The organism is Anaeromusa acidaminophila DSM 3853 (assembly GCF_000374545.1).
In the GTDB taxonomy this organism is placed as follows: Bacteria; Bacillota; Negativicutes; order Anaeromusales; family Anaeromusaceae; genus Anaeromusa; species Anaeromusa acidaminophila.
Genome location: NZ_KB894591.1, coordinates 15,565 through 34,781, shown reverse-complemented (window position 1 = coordinate 34,781; position 19,217 = coordinate 15,565). Strand labels below are relative to the sequence as shown.

The window sequence follows — 19,217 nt, the reverse complement described above, 5'->3', positions numbered from 1 at the left end:
TCCTCCTTTCGCGCCGTTAGGGAGCTGCTTATAATCTAGCAAGCCCCTTAAACTTAGTATAATAATTCTATTCGACGATCCATTGCCATTCCCTGCTATCTTTTTCAGGAATTAGTTTTTTACCTAGGCCTTTACAGCCCCAGCTGCTGACGCAACGTTTCCTTGGCTTTTAAAAGCGCTTCCGCCAATTTAGCCGGATCTTTGCCGCCAGCTTGCGCCATATCTGGACGGCCGCCGCCGCCGCCGCCAACGATTTTTGCTACTTCCTTCACCAAATTGCCTGCATGCGCTTTAGCGGCCACCGCTTCTTTGGTCGCCATCGCTACCAGGCTGACTTTGTCTTCTTGCACGCTGGCTAATAAGACAACGCCCTTCTTCATGCGATCCCGCAGTTGGTCGGCCAAGGAGCGCAATAGTTCCTGATTCGGAGCCTCCACCTGCGCAATAACCGCCTCCACCTCGCCGATCAATTCCGGCTGTAGCGCTTGAAGCTGCGCCTGTGCTTTCTGCGCCTCTTTGTCAGCTAATTCGCTTTCCAGAGTTTTTAGATCTTGCTGCAACTGAGCCGCACGGGCGGGAACTTCTTCGGGCGCCTGGGTTTTTAAAATAGCTGCTGTTTCTAACAGCAAGGTGCGCTGCTGTTGTACACGCGCATAAGCCGCACGTCCAGTCACTGCTTCAATCCGGCGTACGCCGGCGCCAGTGCTAGCTTCGCCGACAATCTGGAACATGGAGATTTCAGAGGTATTGCTCACATGGCTGCCGCCGCAAAGTTCTTTACTGACTTCATCAATAACAACTACACGCACTACGTCGCCGTATTTTTCACCGAACAAAGCCATTGCGCCCATATCTTTGGCCACTTCTTGACTTGTCTCCAAGCAAGAAACAGAGCGGTTTTCCAAGATGGCTTCATTGACAAGCGCTTCTACTGCAGTCAATTCTTCCGGCGTAACCGCCGCAAAATGAGAAAAGTCAAAACGAAGTCGGTCCGCTTCCACTAGCGAGCCTGCTTGATGTACATGTTCGCCTAGAACCTTGCGCAGCGCATGATGCAGCAAATGGGTTGCCGTATGGTTGCGGGCGATATCTTGGTGTTTCGCTGCATCCAGATGAATGGCTACGGTTTCGCCGGTGCGCAGCATGCCTTCTTGCACAAGTCCTTGATGGTAAACCGCGCCATTGGCTAATTTCTTTGCAGTTTGCACTTCCATTTTGCCTAAAGCAGTTTCCAAACGGCCGCTGTCGCCAATTTGGCCGCCTCCTTCCGCATAAAAAGGAGTAACATCCAGCAATACGGCTACTTCTTCTCCGTCACCGGCTTCTTCAACCACTACGCCTTCTTTCCAGATACGCAGAATACGACCTTGTTGGGCAGCGGCATCCAAGCGCAGGCCCTCGGTTTGCAAGCCGGTCAATTCCAAAACAAAAGTACGTTCGTTTTCATGCCGCGCTGCGCGAGCGCGCAAGCGCTGCTCTTCCATGGCAGCATCAAAGCCAGCCTTATCAAGAGTCATACCTTCGTCAAACAACATTTCTTCCGTAAGTTCCCAAGGGAAGCCATAGGTATCATATAAACGAAAAGCCGTTTCGCCGGGCAGTTGGCTTTGCCCTTTGGCGCGCAATGCCGCCACTTCTTGGGACAAGAGTTCTTCACCGGTAATAAGGGTAGTCTGAAAGCGGCTTTCTTCTTGACTTACCACCTTGCGGATATAGTCAGCTTTTTCCAAGAGTTCCGGATACGCCGTAGTGAAAATATTGGCAGCTACATCTACGCAGTCGGCTAAAAATGCTTTCTTTACGCCCAATAAACGACCATGACGCAGAGCGCGGCGCAAAATACGACGCAACACATAGCCGCGTCCTTCGTTAGAAGGCAATACGCCGTCGTTAATCATGACTACCATGCTGCGAGCATGATCGGCGATGACTTTGAGGGAAATGTCATTCTTTTTATCGACGCCATAGGCAACACCGGAAAGGGTAGACATATGCGCAATCAAGGGAAACAGCAAATCGGTCTCAAAATTGGAAGGTTTGCCTTGCAGTACCGATGCCAACCGCTCTAGGCCAGCGCCTGTATCAATGTTCTTTTTCGCCAAAGGCTGATAGTTGCCTTCGTCATCCCGGTCATATTGGGTGAAAACGAGGTTCCAGATTTCCAAAAATCGATCGCAGTCGCAGCCTAGCTTGCACTCAGGACCACAGCCGCGCTCTTCCCCTAAATCGATATGTATCTCCGAGCAAGGACCGCAGGGTCCGGGGCCGATTTCCCAGAAGTTATCAGCCATGCGTACAATGCGCTCCGGGGAAATGCCAATTTCGTCATGCCAGATGTCATAGGCTTCATTATCTTCCGTATGGATGGTAATCCATAGACGATCAACCGGAAGCTCCAATTCTTTGGTTAAGAACTCCCACGCCCAGGCAATGGCTTCTCTTTTAAAATAATCACCAAAAGAAAAATTTCCCAGCATTTCAAAAAAAGTCTGGTGTCGCGCCGTACGGCCTACATTTTCGATATCACCGGTACGAACGCATTTTTGGCTGCTGGTGATGCGTGTGTGCGGGGGCTTAATCTTACCGGTAAAAAATGGCTTAAAAGGCGCCATTCCGGCTCCTACTAGCAACAACGTAGGATCATCATGAGGAATCAAGGGAGCGCTGGGCATTACCAGATGCTCTTTTGATTTAAAAAACTCCAGAAAACGTGTGCGAATTTCATTACCTGTCATAGATTTCACGTACTTCATCCTCCGCTCATTACAGATGGCTTATTCTTAAAAATTATACCCGACTAGCCAAGACGTGTCAAAGGGAAGGTCGGCTCGACAGCCGCCTTCCCTTTGTACAATCCCTTGAAATGACCATTATAAACAGACTTTGCGGATAACGCCGCCGCCGACCACTTTTTCGTCATGGTAAAAAACGACCGATTGCCCGGGAGTAATCGCGCGCTGCGGTTGTTCAAACTTCACACGCACCATACCATTGGCTTCCGGGAAAACAAGCGCCGGCGCTTCGTGCGCGGCGTAACGAATTTTTGCATGCACCTGTAGTGGCTCGTTAAGACTGTCTATGGCAATCCAGTTTAAATCATCCGCTAGCAATTCCGAAGCATATACTGCCTCGTGGGAACCGACGACAATACGATTATTTACTGCATCAATTTCCACTACATACAACGGCTGAGCCGCAGCAATTCCCAGGCCTTTGCGCTGGCCGATTGTATAAAACGGCAAACCCTCGTGGCGTCCCAAAACTTGACCGTCTTGCGTTACAATATCTCCGGGTTGCAGCGACTGCGGCGCATGCTCACGCAAGAAGCGCTTATAATCATCGTCCGGAATAAAGCAGATTTCCTGGCTTTCCGGCTTATTCGCCACTACCAGGTTAAACTGCCGCGCCAATTCCCTAGTTTTGGTTTTTTCCATGCCGCCTAGAGGAAATAAAAATTTCCTCAAAGTCTGCTGATTTAAATGATACAACACATAAGACTGATCCTTGGTTGTATCCACGCCCTTGCACAGCAGCACCCGCCCAGTTTGCTCATCCTTTCGGACGCGCGCGTAATGACCTGTGGCCACATAATCAGCGCCCAAAGCTGCGGCTTTGGTCAAAAGACGCTCAAATTTAATGTGACGATTGCAGGCAATACAAGGGTTAGGAGTACGTCCAGCCGTATATTCACGGATAAAATATTCCACTACCAGATGATGAAAATCTTCGCGAAAGTTCATCACATAATGGGGAATTCCCAACGTTTGGGCGACCCGCCGCGCATCCTCCACTTCGGACAAGGAACAGCATCCGCGGTGATTCGGGTCATCAACAGGAAGATCTTCCGTCCATAATTGCATGGTGACGCCAATCACTTCATACCCTTCCTGCACTAAAAGGGCGGCGGTGAGAGAACTGTCCACACCGCCGCTCATGGCGACAACCACCTTTGTCTTTGCGTTTGGCATTTACGCTTCCGTTGGCTGCTTGCTCATATAATCCTTAATGGCTTCGTGCAGAGCATCGGCGGCCAGATTGGAACAGTGCATTTTAGCCGGCGGCAAGCCGCCCAAAGCTTCCGCTACTGCCTGATTAGAAATCTCCAGAGCTTCTTCCAGCGTTTTGCCGATAACCATTTCCGTAACCATGCTGCTCGTAGCGATAGCCGCGCCACAGCCGAAAGTTTTAAATTTTACGTCTTCAATCACATTATCCTTGACTTTCAAGTAAATACGCATAATATCGCCGCATTTGGCGTTGCCTACTTCGCCGATTCCATTCGCATCAGGAATTTCACCCACGTTGCGGGGATTGCTGAAATGATCCATTACTTTTTCGGTATACATAATTTAATTCTCCTTTCAAGGTTAAACACATTAGGAGCGACATTTTTGGCAAGGATTGCTTTCCAACATGGCGCCTGCATTAGCTGCCAACGGAGACATACTGCGCAGCCGCTCTATAATCGGAGGTAATACTTCTAGTACGTAATCAATATCTTCTTCGGTAGTGCCTCGACCCAAAGTCAGCCGCAACGACCCATGGGCGATTTCGTGACTTAGTCCCATCGCCAAAAGAACATGCGAAGGATCCAATGAACCGGAAGTGCAGGCGGAACCGCTGGAAGCGGCAATCCCTTTCATATCCAAGCTCAACAGCAAGGATTCGCCTTCTACATAACGGAAGCTGTAATTCACATTGCCGGGCATACGCAGTGTCGGATGACCGTTCAATTTAATTTCCGGAATGCGTGCTTCAATGCCACGCATCAGACGGTCACGCAGAGCCGAGATTCGAACTACCTTGTCCGCCATTTCCGCCTTTGCTACTTCGGCAGCTTTGCCTAAACCGGCAATACCAGGGACATTCTCCGTACCAGGGCGCAATTTGCGCTCTTGTCCGCCGCCATGCTGTACTGCGTCAATGCGAACGCCGCGCCGGATGAATAAAGCGCCAATGCCTTTGGGACCATGAAGTTTATGGCCGGATAAGGTTAATAAATCAATATTCATATCAACAACATCAATAGGAATATTGCCTGTTGCCTGAACCGCGTCAGTGTGGAAAATAATGCCTTTTTCGCGGGCTATTTTCCCGATTTCACGAATCGGCTGAATGGTTCCCACCTCGTTATTAGCAAACATGACGCTAATCAAGATGGTCTGCGGCGTAATAGCCTGCTGCAAATCCGCTAAACGAATCATGCCAAATTCATCTACCGGCAGGTAGGTGACCTGAAAACCCTGCTTCTCCAGATATTCGCAAGGATGCAAAATAGCATGATGTTCAATAGCCGTGGTAATGATATGATTGCCTTTTTTTCGATTGGCTGAAGCAACGCCTTTAATAGCTAGGTTGTCGGACTCCGTACCGCCGCTGGTAAAGAAGATTTCTCCCGGCTGAGCGTTAATCAGTGCAGCTACCTGCTGGCGGCCTTCGTCAACAGCTTGTCGCGCCGTACGGCCGAAAGCATGCACGCTGGAAGCATTTCCAAAGTCTTCGGTTAGATAATGACTTACAAGCTTCGCCACTTCCGGCAGCGCCTGTGTTGTTGCAGAATGATCCAAATATACCTGTTTCATATGAATAAAGCCTCCCCTTTTCTTGCCTTCCGCTATGAAGCCGCAGATTAAAGCTGCGGTTTTCCTGCCTCATTTTCTACCTGGTTGCACAAATCCTTCAATGTAATGGAGTCCAACACTTGCGTAATGCTATCGCCAACCTTGGCCCACACGCCGCGAGTGACGCAAGTACAGGCTTTGGTGCAGTATTTGTTATCCTCCTTGCCTGAAAGCAGACAATCTACCGGAGCAATCGGCCCCTCCATCACACGAATAATATCACCTACTGATATTTCTTCGGGAGTTTTGGTCAAGCTGTAACCGCCTTGTGCGCCGCGCACGCTTTTGACGAAGCCGGCTTTACGCAAAGTCCCCATCAGCTGTTCCAGATAGTGCTCAGAGATTTCTTGACGCTGAGCGACATTTTTCAAAGAAATGGGTCCCTGTCCGTAATGAACGGCTAAATCATACATGGCGGATACGCCATAACGTCCTTTGGTTGATAGCTTCACGGCAATCCCCTTTCTTTTCCGACTAATACGATTGGTTTTATTTGTTTTTACTATAGCAAATTACAAGCAAAAAAACAACCCCATTTTGAGGTTGTTTTGCGATAGCAATATCATTCTCAACTATTCTTTTATTTTCCCGTATTTTCCCGCCCTTGATAACGTTTTGTCTCATCCCAGCGCGCCTTTTCAGGCCCCGGGGCGGCTTCATAATAACGCCGGCCTTGCAACGGTTCCGGCAAATATTCCTGTTCTACCCAGTGGCCGGGAAAATCGTGGCTATAGAGATAGGACGTTCCATGCCCGAATTGGGCGGCGCCTCGATAATGAGCATCCCTCAAATGCAGCGGCACGCTGCCGCATTCCTGATGACGCACATCTCCCAATGCCGCATCAATAGCCAAATAAGAAGCATTGCTCTTAGGCGCCGTCGCAATATAGACGACAGCCTGCGCCAACGGAATGCGCGCTTCCGGCAAACCAACAAAACGCGCCGCTTCAGCGGCCGCCATGGCCAGCACCAGCGCCTGCGGATCTGCATTGCCTACGTCTTCGGCCGCACAAATTATGATACGTCGCGCAATAAATTGTAAATCCTCCCCTGCCGCCAAGAGCCGGGCCAGGTAATGTAACGCCGCATCCGGCTCAGATCCGCGCATGCTCTTTATAAAAGCAGATACGGTATCATAATGAGCATCGCCGTTTTTATCAAAACGCTGCAACTTTTCGTCAGCAACTTTTTCCAACACGTCCAAGGTAAGTGTTTCTCCATCCTCTACCATAGCAGCGCATTGCTCCAAAAGATTCAATGCCGTACGGGCGTCGCCTCCGGCTAAACCCGTGATGCCGTTCCATAGAGAAGCTTCCGCCTGCAAGCGTCGTTTGCCAAGGCCTCGTTCCTTATCTTCCAAAGCCCGCCTAAGCAAAGCTTCCAATTGTTGAGGCGTCAATGGCTTTAGCCGCAGAACCCGCATACGCGAAAGCAAGGGGCCGTTAATTTCGAAATAAGGATTTTCCGTCGTGGCGCCGATCAGTGTAATCCGGCCATCTTCTACATAAGGGAGCAGGACATCTTGCTGCGCTTTATTGAAACGATGAAACTCATCGACAAAAAGAATGGTCGCCTTGCCATAAAGTTGACGCCGTTCTTGAGCTGCCGCCAGTTCTTTGCGTAAATCCGCCGTACCTGCAGTTACCGCATTCAGACGTTCAAAAACCGCCCCGGTAGTAGAAGCAATCAGTTCCGCCAGTGTTGTCTTTCCAGTACCGGAAGGGCCGTATAAAACCAAACTAGGCAGTGTGTCCGCCTGAATCATGCGTTTTAGAAATGAGTCAGAACCGATCAAATGCTCTTGTCCTGCCAGTTCAGACAGATTTTGCGGGCGCATGCGCACGGCTAGGGGTTTGCGGTTCGTATTCTTCTCTTCAGCCAATGAAAATAAATCCAAAGTAACAGCCTCCTTTGTTCCTAGCCTAAGCGCAGCAAAGAACGTACGACATAACCAGCCAACAGCAATCCCGCTGCAGAAGGAACGAAAGAAATACTTCCCGGAACTTGCCGGCGCAAATGGGCTTCTTCCGGGGCGGCTTCAGCTGGAACAAACGGTTTTTCTGTAGAAAAAACTACAGGAATTCCTTTAGTAATTCCTGCTTGCTTTAAAAGACGTCTGACATTTCTGGCCATAGGACAAGTGTGAGTTTTAGCGATATCTACGACGTGAAAAGCCTCTGGATCAAGCTTATTGCCAGCGCCCATACTTGATACAATGGGTATGCCGAGACGATGAGCGCGTACAAGCAAGTCAATTTTTGCATCCATCGAATCGATAGCATCCACAATAAAATTCCAACGTTCTGGCTGCAGCCATTCTCCTTTTTCTTCTCCATAGGCTTCTAGAATGACTTCTACTTGACAATCCGAGTTAATATCCAAAATTCGTTCCTTTAGCACGGCGGCTTTAGGTAACCCGATAGTGCTTGATAAAGCCGGAAGTTGGCGATTCAAATTCGTTAGGCTAACCACATCATGATCAATCAGCGTTAGTTTACCCACACCTGCTCGCGCTAAGGCTTCTACCGCAAAAGAGCCAACGCCGCCAACGCCAAAAACGGCCACAGCGGAATTTTGCAAGGTCTCTAACCCTTGCGAACCTATAAGCATTTCAGTACGTGAAAAACGATGCATAGTTAAGAAGCCTCCTGCGTATTATAAGAAATACTAATGTTCTTATAAATAGGTAAAAAGACTCGACAAAATTGTCGAGTCTAAAAATTTGTTATGAAAAAACTAACCCCACCATGCCGTCTCGCCCACTAGTTTTGAACCTGCGTTAGCAGGTGGGTGTCCTCCTGAAAAATCAATGGATCCCCGTAAAGGGCCTGCACGTCTTATTCAGAGACCGGACTCCCGTTGTAAAAGTGTTGGCTCAAAACATACCAGGCAGCATACGCACACAGTCGGGTTAAAAGTGTTACTCTTTTCTTCAACTTCATAATAGCAGAATTATCGGTATTTGGCAAGTGCCGCCCAGGTTTTCTGCGCTTTGAAGGCTTCAGAGACAACAAAGAGTGTTAGTTTTTAGCAATAAAGGTAGACTTAATGTGTAATTCCCGCAACTGCCGTTCAGACACGTCGCTGGGCGCCTGGGTCATAGCGCAGCTGGCGCTTTGCGTTTTGGGGAACGCAATAACGTCGCGGATGGATGGACGTTTCGCCATAAGCATTACCAAGCGATCCAAACCAAAGGCAATGCCGCCATGGGGAGGAGTACCATACTCAAAAGCGTCTAAAAGATAGCCGAATTTGCTATACGCTTCTTCCGGCGTCAAGCCGATGGCTTTAAATACCTTTTCCTGAATCGGACGTTGGTAAATACGAATACTGCCGCCGCCAATTTCAGTGCCGTTGAGCACCATATCATAGGCTTTCGCATAAATGCGGCCAGGATCGCTTTCTAAGAATTCCATGTCTTCGTCTCGAGGCGAGGTGAAGGGGTGATGCATCGCCACCCAGCGTTTTTCTTCTTCGTCATATTCGAACATCGGGAAGTCAACTACCCACAAGAAGCATAGTTTATTTTCATCAATCAAATTCAGACGCTTCGCCATTTCTAAACGTAAATGTCCTAAAGCATTGGCCACAACAGAAGGCTTGTCCGCTACCATCAGCAGTAAATCGCCTTCGACGGCGCCGGTGGCTTTAGCTAATTCAGCCAGCATGTCTTCGCTGAAGAATTTGGCGATCGGCGATTTGATACCGTCTGCTTGGAAACACATCCAAGCCAAGCCTTTAGCGCCATAGGGAGCCACAAAATCTACCAAACCGTCCAGTTCGCGGCGCGGAATACCGGCGTAGCCTTTGACATTAATAGCTTTAACCTGTCCGCCGTTTTGCAGCACGCTTTCGAACACTTTGAAGTTCGAACCGCGGATCACTTCAGACACATCAATAAGTTCCATTTCAAAACGCAAGTCCGGCTTATCCGAGCCGTAACGACTCATCGCCTCGTCATAGGTCATACGCAGCATAGGAGTAGCAATGGTTTCACCTAAAGCTTCTTCGAAAAGATGGGCTACCAGGCCCTCCATCATCGACAAAATTTGTTCTCTGTCAATGAAGGACATCTCAACGTCCAACTGAGTAAATTCCGGCTGACGATCGGCGCGCAAATCTTCATCGCGGAAGCAGCGTACGATCTGGAAGTACTTCTCCATACCAGCTACCATCAGCAATTGTTTGAACAACTGCGGAGACTGCGGCAATGCATAGAAGCGACCTGGATTCACCCGGCTAGGCACAAGATAATCGCGAGCGCCTTCTGGAGAGCTTTTCGTCAACATGGGGGTTTCGACTTCACAAAACCCTTGATTGTCAAAGAAGTCACGCATAGCTTTGGTCACGCGATGACGCAGCATTAAATTGCGCTGCATTTCCGGCCGGCGCAAATCCAAGTAACGATATTTTAAGCGCACCATTTCATCGACGTCCACATCATCTTGAATGTAGAACGGCGGCGTTTTTGCAGCATTAAGAATGCGCAGTTCTCGGCAGAATACTTCGATAGCGCCTGTGTCCATATTGGAATTAACGGTTGCCGCATCCCGTTTGCGCACTTCTCCTTTTATCGCCAAAACAAACTCGGAACGCACGGTTTCCGCTTTGCGAAAAGCCTCTTCGCCCACTTCCGGAGCGAAAACCAGCTGTACCATGCCGGAACGGTCCCGAAGATCCACAAAGATCAAACCACCGTGATCGCGGCGTCTAGCGGCCCAGCCGCAAAGAATAACCTCCTGACCCTGGTGTCCTTCTCGTAAATCATTACAGCTGTGTGTACGCACCCAGCCTGACATTGTATCTAACATCTTGCTATTCCCCCATCTCTTCTTTTATGGCGTTAATTGCCTCCTGGGCACTTACCAAGCGTTGTTCGCCTGTTTCCAAATTTTTCAGCTGTACTTGCTGCGTGGCGCATTCTTCCTCGCCCAGCAGCAACGCAAAACGAGCTTTCTGACGATTAGCCTGTTTGAGCTGCGCCTTCAAGCTGCGTCCCAAAAAATCCATGTCCGCAGTCAGACCTTCTTTGCGCAGTTGCAGCAGCAGTGCAAAGGCCATTGGTGTTTGTTCCTTCCCTAACGGAGCGATAAACACGTCACTGCAACGAGTTGCGGAAGGAAGCAGGCCCTGTTTTTCCAGGGCCAGCAGCAATCGTTCCAAGCCGACCGCAAAACCGATACCAGGAGTATCCGGACCGCCGCATTGACCTACAAGACCGTCATAGCGCCCGCCGCCGCAGACGGCGCTTTGCGCTCCCAACGGAGCATATTGAATCTCAAAAGCGGTTTTTGTGTAGTAGTCAAGTCCACGTACTAAGTTGGTATTAATATGATACGGAATATCCGCAGCATCCAATAAGGATTTTAAACCAGTAAAATGATCGTGACACTCTTCGCAGAGGCAATCCAGCATCTGCGGCGCTCCTTGGCTGGCCTGACGGCAAGCTTCGTTTTTGCAGTCTAGAATGCGCATTGGATTGCGGTCAAAACGGCTTTTGCAGTCCGGGCACAGCGAATCCAACTGCGGCCGCAAATAGTTCTGCAACTGCTCCCTATAAGCAGGCCGACATACCGGACATCCTACAGAGTTAATAAATAAAGTGAGTTCTACAAGCCCGAGCCCTTGAAAAAGCTGCATTGCTAATGCAATAGCTTCCGCATCTACCGTAGGCGCTGCTGCCCCGAGAACTTCTACGCCAAATTGATGAAATTGGCGGTAACGACCTGCTTGCGGACGATCATAGCGAAACATAGGTCCCATATAAAATAATTTAGTAGGCTGTTCCGCTTCTCCATACAGTTTGTTTTCTAAGTACGCTCGCACGACGGAAGCCGTGTTTTCCGGACGCAAGGTTAAACTGCGTTCGCCGCGATCGGTAAAAGTGTACATTTCTTTTTCCACCACGTCGGTGGTTTCGCCAATGCCCCGAATGAACAATTCTGTATGTTCAAAAACAGGTGTGCGAATTTCCTGGTAGCCAAAACGGCCGCACAATTGGCGAATCGTTTTCTCTAGCTCTTGCCATTGCCCGCTAGTCGCAGGCAAGATGTCTTTAGTACCTCGAGGTGCGCTTGTCAGCAAATTGGTCACTCCCTTCCCGCGAAGCGCTTAAACTCGTCTTCACGGTTTTCAATATAGCGATTGATATCGCGTATGTAGCAGTCTACCTGCTTGGCATGATAAGAATTGTGCAATCGATACCCGCCTGGTTCAACAAATTTGCTTGTTGCATGAGGGCCAATTCCTAAAATGCTTTGGCGTTCTTCAATAACGCGAATGTTATAAGCGCATTCGCGTCCCTTTTTAGCATAGCCGATATTTTCAAATTGGCCTGCCATTTGCTTTTGGCGATAAAGATAGTACGGCGCCATTCCCATAGCTTTCGCACCGTTTCGAGAAATTTCAATCATCTCCGCAACAGTAGCGGCGTCAGGCAATGGAACGTCTTCTTGCAAAAGCAACTTTTCCGCCAACGCAGAACCGCGCTTGAGCGCCAACGTATGAACCGTTAGACTTTCCGGGGAAAGTTTCGCGATTTCCCGCAGCGTATGCTGCACATCGGCTGGCGTTTCACCAGGCAAACCTAAAATAATATCCATGTTTATATTATTAAAATCGTTTTGCCGCAAAGAGGCGAACATTTCTATTATATCCTGTACACTATGCTTACGTCCAATCCTTTGGAGCGTTTTTTCTTGCATTGATTGCGGATTTAAGCTTAAACGCGTAACCGGAAAGCTTCTAAGCACGGAAATCTTTTCTGCATTCAGGCTGTCCGGACGCCCGGCTTCCACCGTCCACTCTCCTAACTTCGGCTTGCCCAAATACTCCTGAATCCAAGAAAGCAGCAGTTCCAACTCCTTGGCAGGCAGGCTTGTCGGCGTACCGCCTCCAATATAAAGGGTCTCCATCTGCAGATGATATTTGCGTAAAAGCTGACCGGCAGTAGCAATATCTTGTTTGAGAGCATCCATGAATAGCGCCAATTTTTCAGAGGACGGCAGCAAAAAAGAAGGAAATGAACAGTACAAGCAGCGGCTGGGACAAAAAGGAATCCCCACATATACGCCGACTGAGCGAGATGTTTCAGGGGGCAGGATATCTCTCTGCCTCATGGCGATTTCCAGCAATAATGCTGCTTTTTCAGGTGCAGCTAAGTATTCCCGTTCAAAAATTGTTGTAATTTCCGCCTCTGTATATCCTTCGTCTAAAAGGCGCCGGACTATTTTTCCCGGACGAACTCCTCTTAATATCCCCCAGGAGCTACGGGGAAGCTTTACCGCCTGTTCCAACAATAACGCCAGGTTGCGGCGCACCACCCGTCCAGGCGCAGCCCGATCCTGCGCGTGAAAAAAAACGATTTCATGCCCTTCTTGCCAAGTTTTCCCTCGCCAGGAAAGAGACGTAACCGCCCTTTTTCCCGAAATTTCACTGCCAATAATTAACGTATTGGCAGTAGCTTCCGTAACAAGAGGAATACCGTACAGGTTCATTACATCCTGTACGGTGCGGTTATCCCCTTGGTCTGCAGTTGTACGTATATATCCGTCAAGCGTCATTCTTTTTCTGGCACTCCTGGCAATAGCCGTAAAACTTGACCTGATGGTCAATAATTTGAAACTTGCTGCGTTCAGAAATGACTTCTTCCAAGGAATCCAGGAGATCGTCTTCAAATTCTTTTACTTTCCCGCAGGAAACACAGATTAAATGATGGTGATGATGACCTGTATCTGGTCCGTTAATTTCATAGCGGCTGCGACCATCACCAAAATCCATCTTCTGCAATAAATCCAATTCACTCAACAAATCCAGCGTACGATATACGGTAGCTAAACCAATTTCCGGCGCTTCGCGGCGTACGATTTGATGAACATCTTCCGCGCAAAGATGTTCATCTTGATGATTGAGGAAGGCTTGTAAAATAATCTGTCTTTGCGGCGTCAGCTTAAACTGCCGTTCGCGAAAGGTTTTTCGTACATCTGTCATATCAAGTTGCATAAATTCCACACCCTTTCGGCTGTTTGCCTAAAAAATAAACGGATTATGCTCTTTTTCCCAGCCAATCGTCGTGCTGGGGCCGTGTCCTGGCAATACTTTGGTTTCTCCAGGCAACGCAAAAAGCTTTTCTTGAATGCTCGCCAACAATTGTTGATGCGATCCGCCTGGAAAGTCAGTTCGCCCTACTGATTCCGCAAAAAGCGTATCACCGCTAAATAAAACGCCCTCGCCGTAAAGGCTAAGACCGCCCGGCGTATGACCCGGCGTTTCCAAAATGCTGAAAGAAAGCGTCCCCAGCGTCAGCACATCTCCTGCTTTAAGAAATGAGTCAGCTGGTTTTAAGATAACCGCATCGCCAATAAAAGTTGAAAGATTCCGATGCGGACTTGTCAGCATCGCAGCGTCTGCTTCGTGAATCAATACAGCTGCGCCAGTAGCTTCCGCTAAAATACCATTAGCCGCAATATGGTCTGCGTGTCCGTGAGTATTAACAATATAGGTCAATTCAGCATTTTTCTCACGAAGAATGCGCAAAATATCATCGCCGTTTCCGCCTGGATCAATGACCATTGCTACATGCTCTTCCTTGCTGATTACAATATAGCAATTCGTACCCAAAGGGCCTACTGGCAGTTGAATAATTTCCATTCCTTGGTTCTCCTTACCCTTGTATCTTAAAATAATTTTTGGCTATCCAATAATATAGTAACCGGCCCGTCGTTTTCCAGAGCTACCAGCATCTCCGCCTGAAACTCCCCGGCGGCCACTGTTAAATCCTTTTCGCGACAAAGAGACAAGAAATATTCATAAAGAACTTTTGCTTCTTCTGGCGGCGCAGCCTGGTCAAAGCCCGGCCGACGCCCTTTACGGCAGTCTCCGTACAAGGTAAATTGGGAAACAACCAATAAAGAACCGCCAACGTCTTTAAGGGAGCAATTCATTTTCCCCGTCTCATCATGAAAAATTCGCAAACCAACAATTTTATCGGCCAAATACACAGCATCTTTAGGCGTATCTCCATCGCCTACTCCTAAGAGCACCGTCAAGCCAGGACCGATGGATCCCACCAAGCGTCCGTCCACGGTCACGCTGGAAGATTTTGTACGCTGTACAACGGCTCTCATACAATTCCTCCCTTGCTTTGCTTGACCCGATAGACGCTGTATACGTCTTTGGCCCGGCGCAGTTTCGTCATGATACTTTCCAACTGATTTGTGTTGGTAATATCTAAAATAAACGTCACCGTAGCGGTTTTGTCTTTGTGCGCCCTGGCGTTGACCGAACTGGCGTTGGTTTTGCTTTCCGAAAGAATTATCATCAATTCTGACAAAAGCCCTGGCCGGTCAGCGCAAGATACTTCTACCATGACCTTATAGGTCTGTCCTTGTCCAATATCCCAGCTGACGGAAATCATGCGCTCATATTCTTCACGATTGCTAAGAACATTATTGCATTCCGCATGATGGACGGTAATGCCACGGCCCCGCGTAATATAACCGACAATCGCATCGCCGGGAACCGGGTTGCAACAGCGCGCCAGGCGCACCATATAACCGCCCTCGCCGCCTACAAGAATTCCCTGGCTCACTTTCGATTTTACTACTTTGGGTTTGATTTCGTTTAACAGCTCTGTAATATCTTGAGGAACTGCTTTTTTCGTATCCCTTTTATATATTTCCAAGAGCTTGGTCAGTACGGCGTGCGCCGTCAAGCCTCCATAACCAAGAGCGGCAAAAAGGTCTTCATCGCCTCCGGTAAGATTAAATTTTTTAGCCACTTCCTGGAGGCGATCGCTTTTTACAATTTCCTTCCATTCGTAACCAAATTTTTTAACTTCCTTCTCCAGTTGTTCCTTGCCTTTAATAATATTTTCTTCGCGTTTTTCCTTTTTAAACCAACTGCGTATTTTGTTGCGCGTTTCCGAAGAACCGACAATATTAAGCCAATCGCGGCTAGGACCGTTTCCTTGCTTAGCCGTGATGATTTCTACAATGTCCCCGTTAGAAAGCTTGTACTCCAATGGCACCATCTTGCCGTTGACCCTTGCGCCGACGCAGCGGTGGCCCACATCGGTATGCACGCGGTAGGCAAAATCAATAGGAACTGAGCCAGTAGGCAGGTCTAAGACATCGCCTCGAGGCGTAAATACAAACACCTCATCAGCAAAAACGTCCATCTTTACGGTTTCTAAAAACTCTCTTGGATCCCGTAAATCCTGATGCCATTCTAAAAGCTGCCGAACCCAGGAAAGCTTTTGATCAAATTCCTTGCCCGGTCCGCGGCCGCCTTCTTTATATCGCCAGTGAGCCGCTACACCGTATTCAGAAATACGGTGCATATCTTTCGTCCGAATTTGTATTTCCAACGGCTGTCCTTCCGTACCGATAATGGTAGTATGAAGCGACTGATACATGTTGGACTTAGGCATGGCAATATAATCTTTAAAGCGGCCTGGCAGCGGTTTCCAAAGGGTATGCACCACGCCCAGCGCACCGTAACAATCTTTCACATTGTCCACTAAAATGCGAATAGCCAGCAAATCATAAATCTGGCTTAATTCTTTATTGTCTTTTTGCATTTTACGGTAAATGCTATAGAAATGTTTTGGCCGTCCCTGGATTTCAGCTGCAATATCAACAAGCGCCAATCGTTCCTGCAACATGGCGATCGCATCATTAATCAACCGTTCCCGTTCGCGTCGCTTTTGTTTGACGTTTTCCACTAAACTATAATATTGCTCTGGTTCCAAATAACGGAAAGCCAAATCTTCCAGCTCCCATTTTACATTGGAAATACCTAAGCGATGCGCCAAAGGCGCGAAGATTTCCAATGTTTCCTGGGCGATTCGCTTCTGTTTGCTTTCGCTCATATATTTCAGCGTACGCATATTATGCAGACGGTCCGCCAATTTGATTAAAACCACCCGCAAATCCTTCGCCATGGCTAAAAACATTTTGCGATAGTTTTCTAACTGCTGTTCTTCTTTAGATTTATACTCGATTCGGCTCAATTTAGTAACGCCGTCAACAAGCATCGCCACTTCCTTGCCGTAACGTTTTTCCACGTCTTCCAAGGAGTATGTCGTATCTTCCACCACGTCATGAAGCAGCGCAGCAATGATCGTCACCGCATCAATCTGCAGGTCCGCCAAAATATTGGCGACCCCTAAAGGATGAATAATATATTCCTCGCCGGAAACGCGGGTTTGCCCTGCATGAGCTTCCTTAGCAAACTCATACGCCTCCTGCACCTGTTCGCTCACGGCATCTGGTTGGTAGGTTTTAATTTTTTGTATGATATCTTCAATACGAAGCTCTGGTCCGTTGAGCATATGTGCACCTCGTCAAATCCATGTTTGTGACAATCCTTGTATTTCTACGCGCTGCAACCAACTATCCAGCACTTTTTGGCGCAACAGGCAACCTTGTTCATATCCTTGCGTATTGGTAATATCCAGACGTTTCTCAGGCGCCGGGAGCAAGGATATGGGAGACGTGTCTCCAGCGTAAGAAATCAGGCAGACTTCCGAAAAAACGTCTAGCGCCTGCGCTAAGGCCGACGAAGCTAGCGGCAGCCGGCATTGCAGTTGCAGCTGACGCCGCAGTTGCTCCGCCGTCAGTCCTTCCTGACAATGAGAACTCTCTAAACAATAACGCATAGCCGCATAAAGTTGACGCAACCCGGCCATATCCGGCGCTAGATAATCTAATATTCTACTTTTGTTTTCCAGTTGCGGAGAAGGAGCAAAATCCTCGGCTACAAGCTGAACCTGCAGCTCATCCCGCCAGATATTTCCTTCCGGTGTCGCCACCACGTCCAACAAGGTATCTTGCGGTAAATAGCTTGCTTTTTCCCCTTGGCGCCAAGCCAAAACTGGACAGGTAATTTCATTTTGCCGGACCGTTAGTTTCAAATGTTCTTTTTCTTTTCCCAAACGCCGCGCTTCTCCCTGCAAGTGAAGATTTTGCAACAGCAGTCGGGGGCGCGGATTGCCAATCCCGTAGGGTTCCAACAACTCCAGCTTCTCTAATAAAGCCTCGTTCACCATATCTAAGGAAACGACCGCATCAATAGACACTTTGGGTACATAATCCTCTGGTTGCAGCATTCGTTCCGCCTGTTGATTCATTGCCTCTTGCAAAGCAGTGATATTTTCAGCGCGCATAGTCAAACCTGCCGCCTGTTTGTGTCCGCCAAAACGTTCCAGCAAATGACCGCAAGCCTGCAAGGCCTGGTGCATATCAAAGCCCGGGATGCTTCGACAAGACCCTTTCGCCCAGCCCTCTTCGCTAAGACTGAGTACAATAGCGGGACGATAGTAGCGCTCTACCAGTCTAGAGGCGACAATACCGATTACACCGGAATGCCAGTTTTCACCCGCTACAAGAAGCACCTTTTGTGAAGAGAGAGAGGCTTTTTCACATTGCTCTACGGCGGCTTCCACGATACAACGCTCCGTCTCTTGGCGCTGTTTATTTTCTTCGTCTAGTTCCTGCGCCAAAGCCGCCGCTTCTTCTTTTTTTTCAGTAAGCAACAGTTGCAGACTGCTTTGAGCTGCCGACATTCTGCCGGCGGCGTTCAGACGCGGCGCCAGCGAAAAAGCGATGTTCCCAGCGGAAACAGGCGTTTTTCCGCCGCTGATCTGTATAAGCGCCTCTAAACCGCGACATTCCGGCTTTACTAGTCGCTTCAGTCCTTCCCTCACCAAAAGACGCGTTTCCCCCTGGAGGGGAACCATATCCGCCACAGAGCCAACCGCAGCCAATTCGTAGCAGTAGCCTGGAAGCGCTACTGCTGGCTGCAGCTTTTTCCATAAAGCCTGCGCCAATTTAAACGCCACCCCTACGCCGGCCAGGTTTTTATCCGGATAGGAACAATCGGATCGCTTCGGATTTAAAACAGCTACTGCCTTCGGCAAGGTTGTTCCTGGCTCATGATGATCAGTTATGATTAAATGAGGAATGTTTTCCGCTTCAGCTTCCTTTGCCGCGGATATTCCGCAATCTACCGTAATAACTAACGAACAACCATCTTGCCGCAACTTGCGCAACGCATCCAAATGAACGCCGTAGCCTTCTTCCTGGCGGTCTGGAATATACGTCTCTGTCAACGCTCCGAGTTGACGAAGAACTCTTGTTAAAAGAGTCGTCGCCGTCACCCCGTCCACATCATAGTCCCCATAAACGACAATCCGCTCTCGGTTGGCAATCGCCTGCAAAGTCCGGTCCATTGCTAGATCCATTTCCTTCATTAGCAAAGGATCATGACTGGATTCTATCGCGCCAAATAAAAATTCTCGAGCCGCCTCTACCGTATTTATACCGCGCAATACCAGCAACCTGGCTAGAAGCATATCTAACCCTAAAGCAGCTGCCAGCATTTCAACTTGTTTTCGTTCGGCAGAAGCAACCTGCCAGTATTTTTTCAACATCTATCACCTGATTAAAGAAAATACAGCAACCAAATTGTGCTGATTGATAGTAATATTCTCTCTTGAATTGAGAATACCTTTCTCCAAATGAGAAAAAGAAAGGTATTACATGAAAAAAGGGCTGCATACCAACTTTATTGGTATGCAGTCCTAGTACGCTACGC

At 48.6% G+C, this 19,217-nt stretch carries 15 protein-coding genes and 1 other RNA gene; all 16 read right to left on the bottom strand.

The window, feature by feature from the left end; translation table 11 throughout:
• Positions 1-131: 131 nt before the first annotated feature.
• Positions 132-2,744 carry an alanine--tRNA ligase gene (alaS, locus tag C508_RS0108630; protein ID WP_018703153.1) on the bottom strand — a complete coding sequence of 871 codons (2,613 nt, stop codon included), beginning with the start codon at positions 2,742-2,744 and terminating at the stop codon, positions 132-134.
• 126 nt (positions 2,745-2,870) lie between these two features.
• Positions 2,871-3,968, bottom strand: coding sequence for a tRNA 2-thiouridine(34) synthase MnmA (gene mnmA / locus C508_RS0108625; RefSeq protein ID WP_039797139.1), 1,098 nt, complete (start codon positions 3,966-3,968; stop codon positions 2,871-2,873).
• A complete protein-coding gene (gene nifU / locus C508_RS0108620; protein WP_018703151.1) occupies positions 3,969-4,346 on the bottom strand; it encodes a Fe-S cluster assembly scaffold protein NifU in 378 nt (125 codons plus the stop codon).
• 30 nt (positions 4,347-4,376) lie between these two features.
• Complete coding sequence (gene nifS / locus C508_RS0108615; RefSeq protein ID WP_018703150.1) at positions 4,377-5,582, bottom strand: cysteine desulfurase NifS; 1,206 nt, start codon at positions 5,580-5,582, stop codon at positions 4,377-4,379.
• Positions 5,583-5,629: 47 nt separating this feature from the next.
• The gene (locus tag C508_RS0108610) at positions 5,630-6,073 is read right to left on the bottom strand and encodes an RrF2 family transcriptional regulator (RefSeq protein WP_018703149.1); all 444 of its coding nucleotides are present in this window, start codon (positions 6,071-6,073) and stop codon (positions 5,630-5,632) included.
• 128 nt (positions 6,074-6,201) lie between these two features.
• The gene (locus C508_RS0108605; protein ID WP_018703148.1) at positions 6,202-7,518 is read right to left on the bottom strand and encodes a replication-associated recombination protein A; all 1,317 of its coding nucleotides are present in this window, start codon (positions 7,516-7,518) and stop codon (positions 6,202-6,204) included.
• Between the two features lie 20 nt (positions 7,519-7,538).
• Positions 7,539-8,255, bottom strand: a complete 717-nt coding sequence (locus C508_RS0108600; protein WP_018703147.1) for a tRNA threonylcarbamoyladenosine dehydratase — start codon at positions 8,253-8,255, stop codon at positions 7,539-7,541.
• Positions 8,256-8,356: 101 nt separating this feature from the next.
• Positions 8,357-8,536, bottom strand: a non-coding RNA gene (ssrS, locus tag C508_RS19840) — 6S RNA.
• A gap of 105 nt (positions 8,537-8,641) precedes the next feature.
• Positions 8,642-10,432: an aspartate--tRNA ligase gene (aspS, locus tag C508_RS0108595; RefSeq protein ID WP_018703146.1), complete on the bottom strand. Its 1,791-nt coding sequence runs from the start codon at positions 10,430-10,432 to the stop codon at positions 8,642-8,644.
• Positions 10,433-10,436: 4 nt separating this feature from the next.
• Positions 10,437-11,705 carry a histidine--tRNA ligase gene (gene hisS / locus C508_RS0108590; protein WP_026319444.1) on the bottom strand — a complete coding sequence of 423 codons (1,269 nt, stop codon included), beginning with the start codon at positions 11,703-11,705 and terminating at the stop codon, positions 10,437-10,439.
• 5 nt (positions 11,706-11,710) lie between these two features.
• Positions 11,711-13,183, bottom strand: coding sequence for a coproporphyrinogen dehydrogenase HemZ (gene hemZ, locus C508_RS18195; RefSeq protein ID WP_018703144.1), 1,473 nt, complete (start codon positions 13,181-13,183; stop codon positions 11,711-11,713).
• Complete coding sequence (locus tag C508_RS0108580; protein ID WP_018703143.1) at positions 13,173-13,622, bottom strand: Fur family transcriptional regulator; 450 nt, start codon at positions 13,620-13,622, stop codon at positions 13,173-13,175. Before C508_RS0108580 ends, hemZ begins: the two co-directional genes overlap by 11 nt.
• A 27-nt stretch (positions 13,623-13,649) precedes the next feature.
• Positions 13,650-14,270 carry an MBL fold metallo-hydrolase gene (locus C508_RS0108575; RefSeq protein ID WP_018703142.1) on the bottom strand — a complete coding sequence of 207 codons (621 nt, stop codon included), beginning with the start codon at positions 14,268-14,270 and terminating at the stop codon, positions 13,650-13,652.
• 26 nt (positions 14,271-14,296) lie between these two features.
• Complete coding sequence (dtd, locus tag C508_RS0108570; RefSeq protein WP_018703141.1) at positions 14,297-14,746, bottom strand: D-aminoacyl-tRNA deacylase; 450 nt, start codon at positions 14,744-14,746, stop codon at positions 14,297-14,299.
• Positions 14,743-16,953, bottom strand: coding sequence for a RelA/SpoT family protein (locus tag C508_RS0108565; RefSeq protein ID WP_018703140.1), 2,211 nt, complete (start codon positions 16,951-16,953; stop codon positions 14,743-14,745). The genes dtd and C508_RS0108565 overlap by 4 nt, the downstream gene beginning before the upstream one ends.
• A gap of 12 nt (positions 16,954-16,965) precedes the next feature.
• On the bottom strand, positions 16,966-19,050 hold the full coding sequence (recJ, locus tag C508_RS18190; RefSeq protein ID WP_169342525.1) for a single-stranded-DNA-specific exonuclease RecJ: 2,085 nt from the start codon (positions 19,048-19,050) through the stop codon (positions 16,966-16,968).
• Positions 19,051-19,217: the final 167 nt, after the last annotated feature.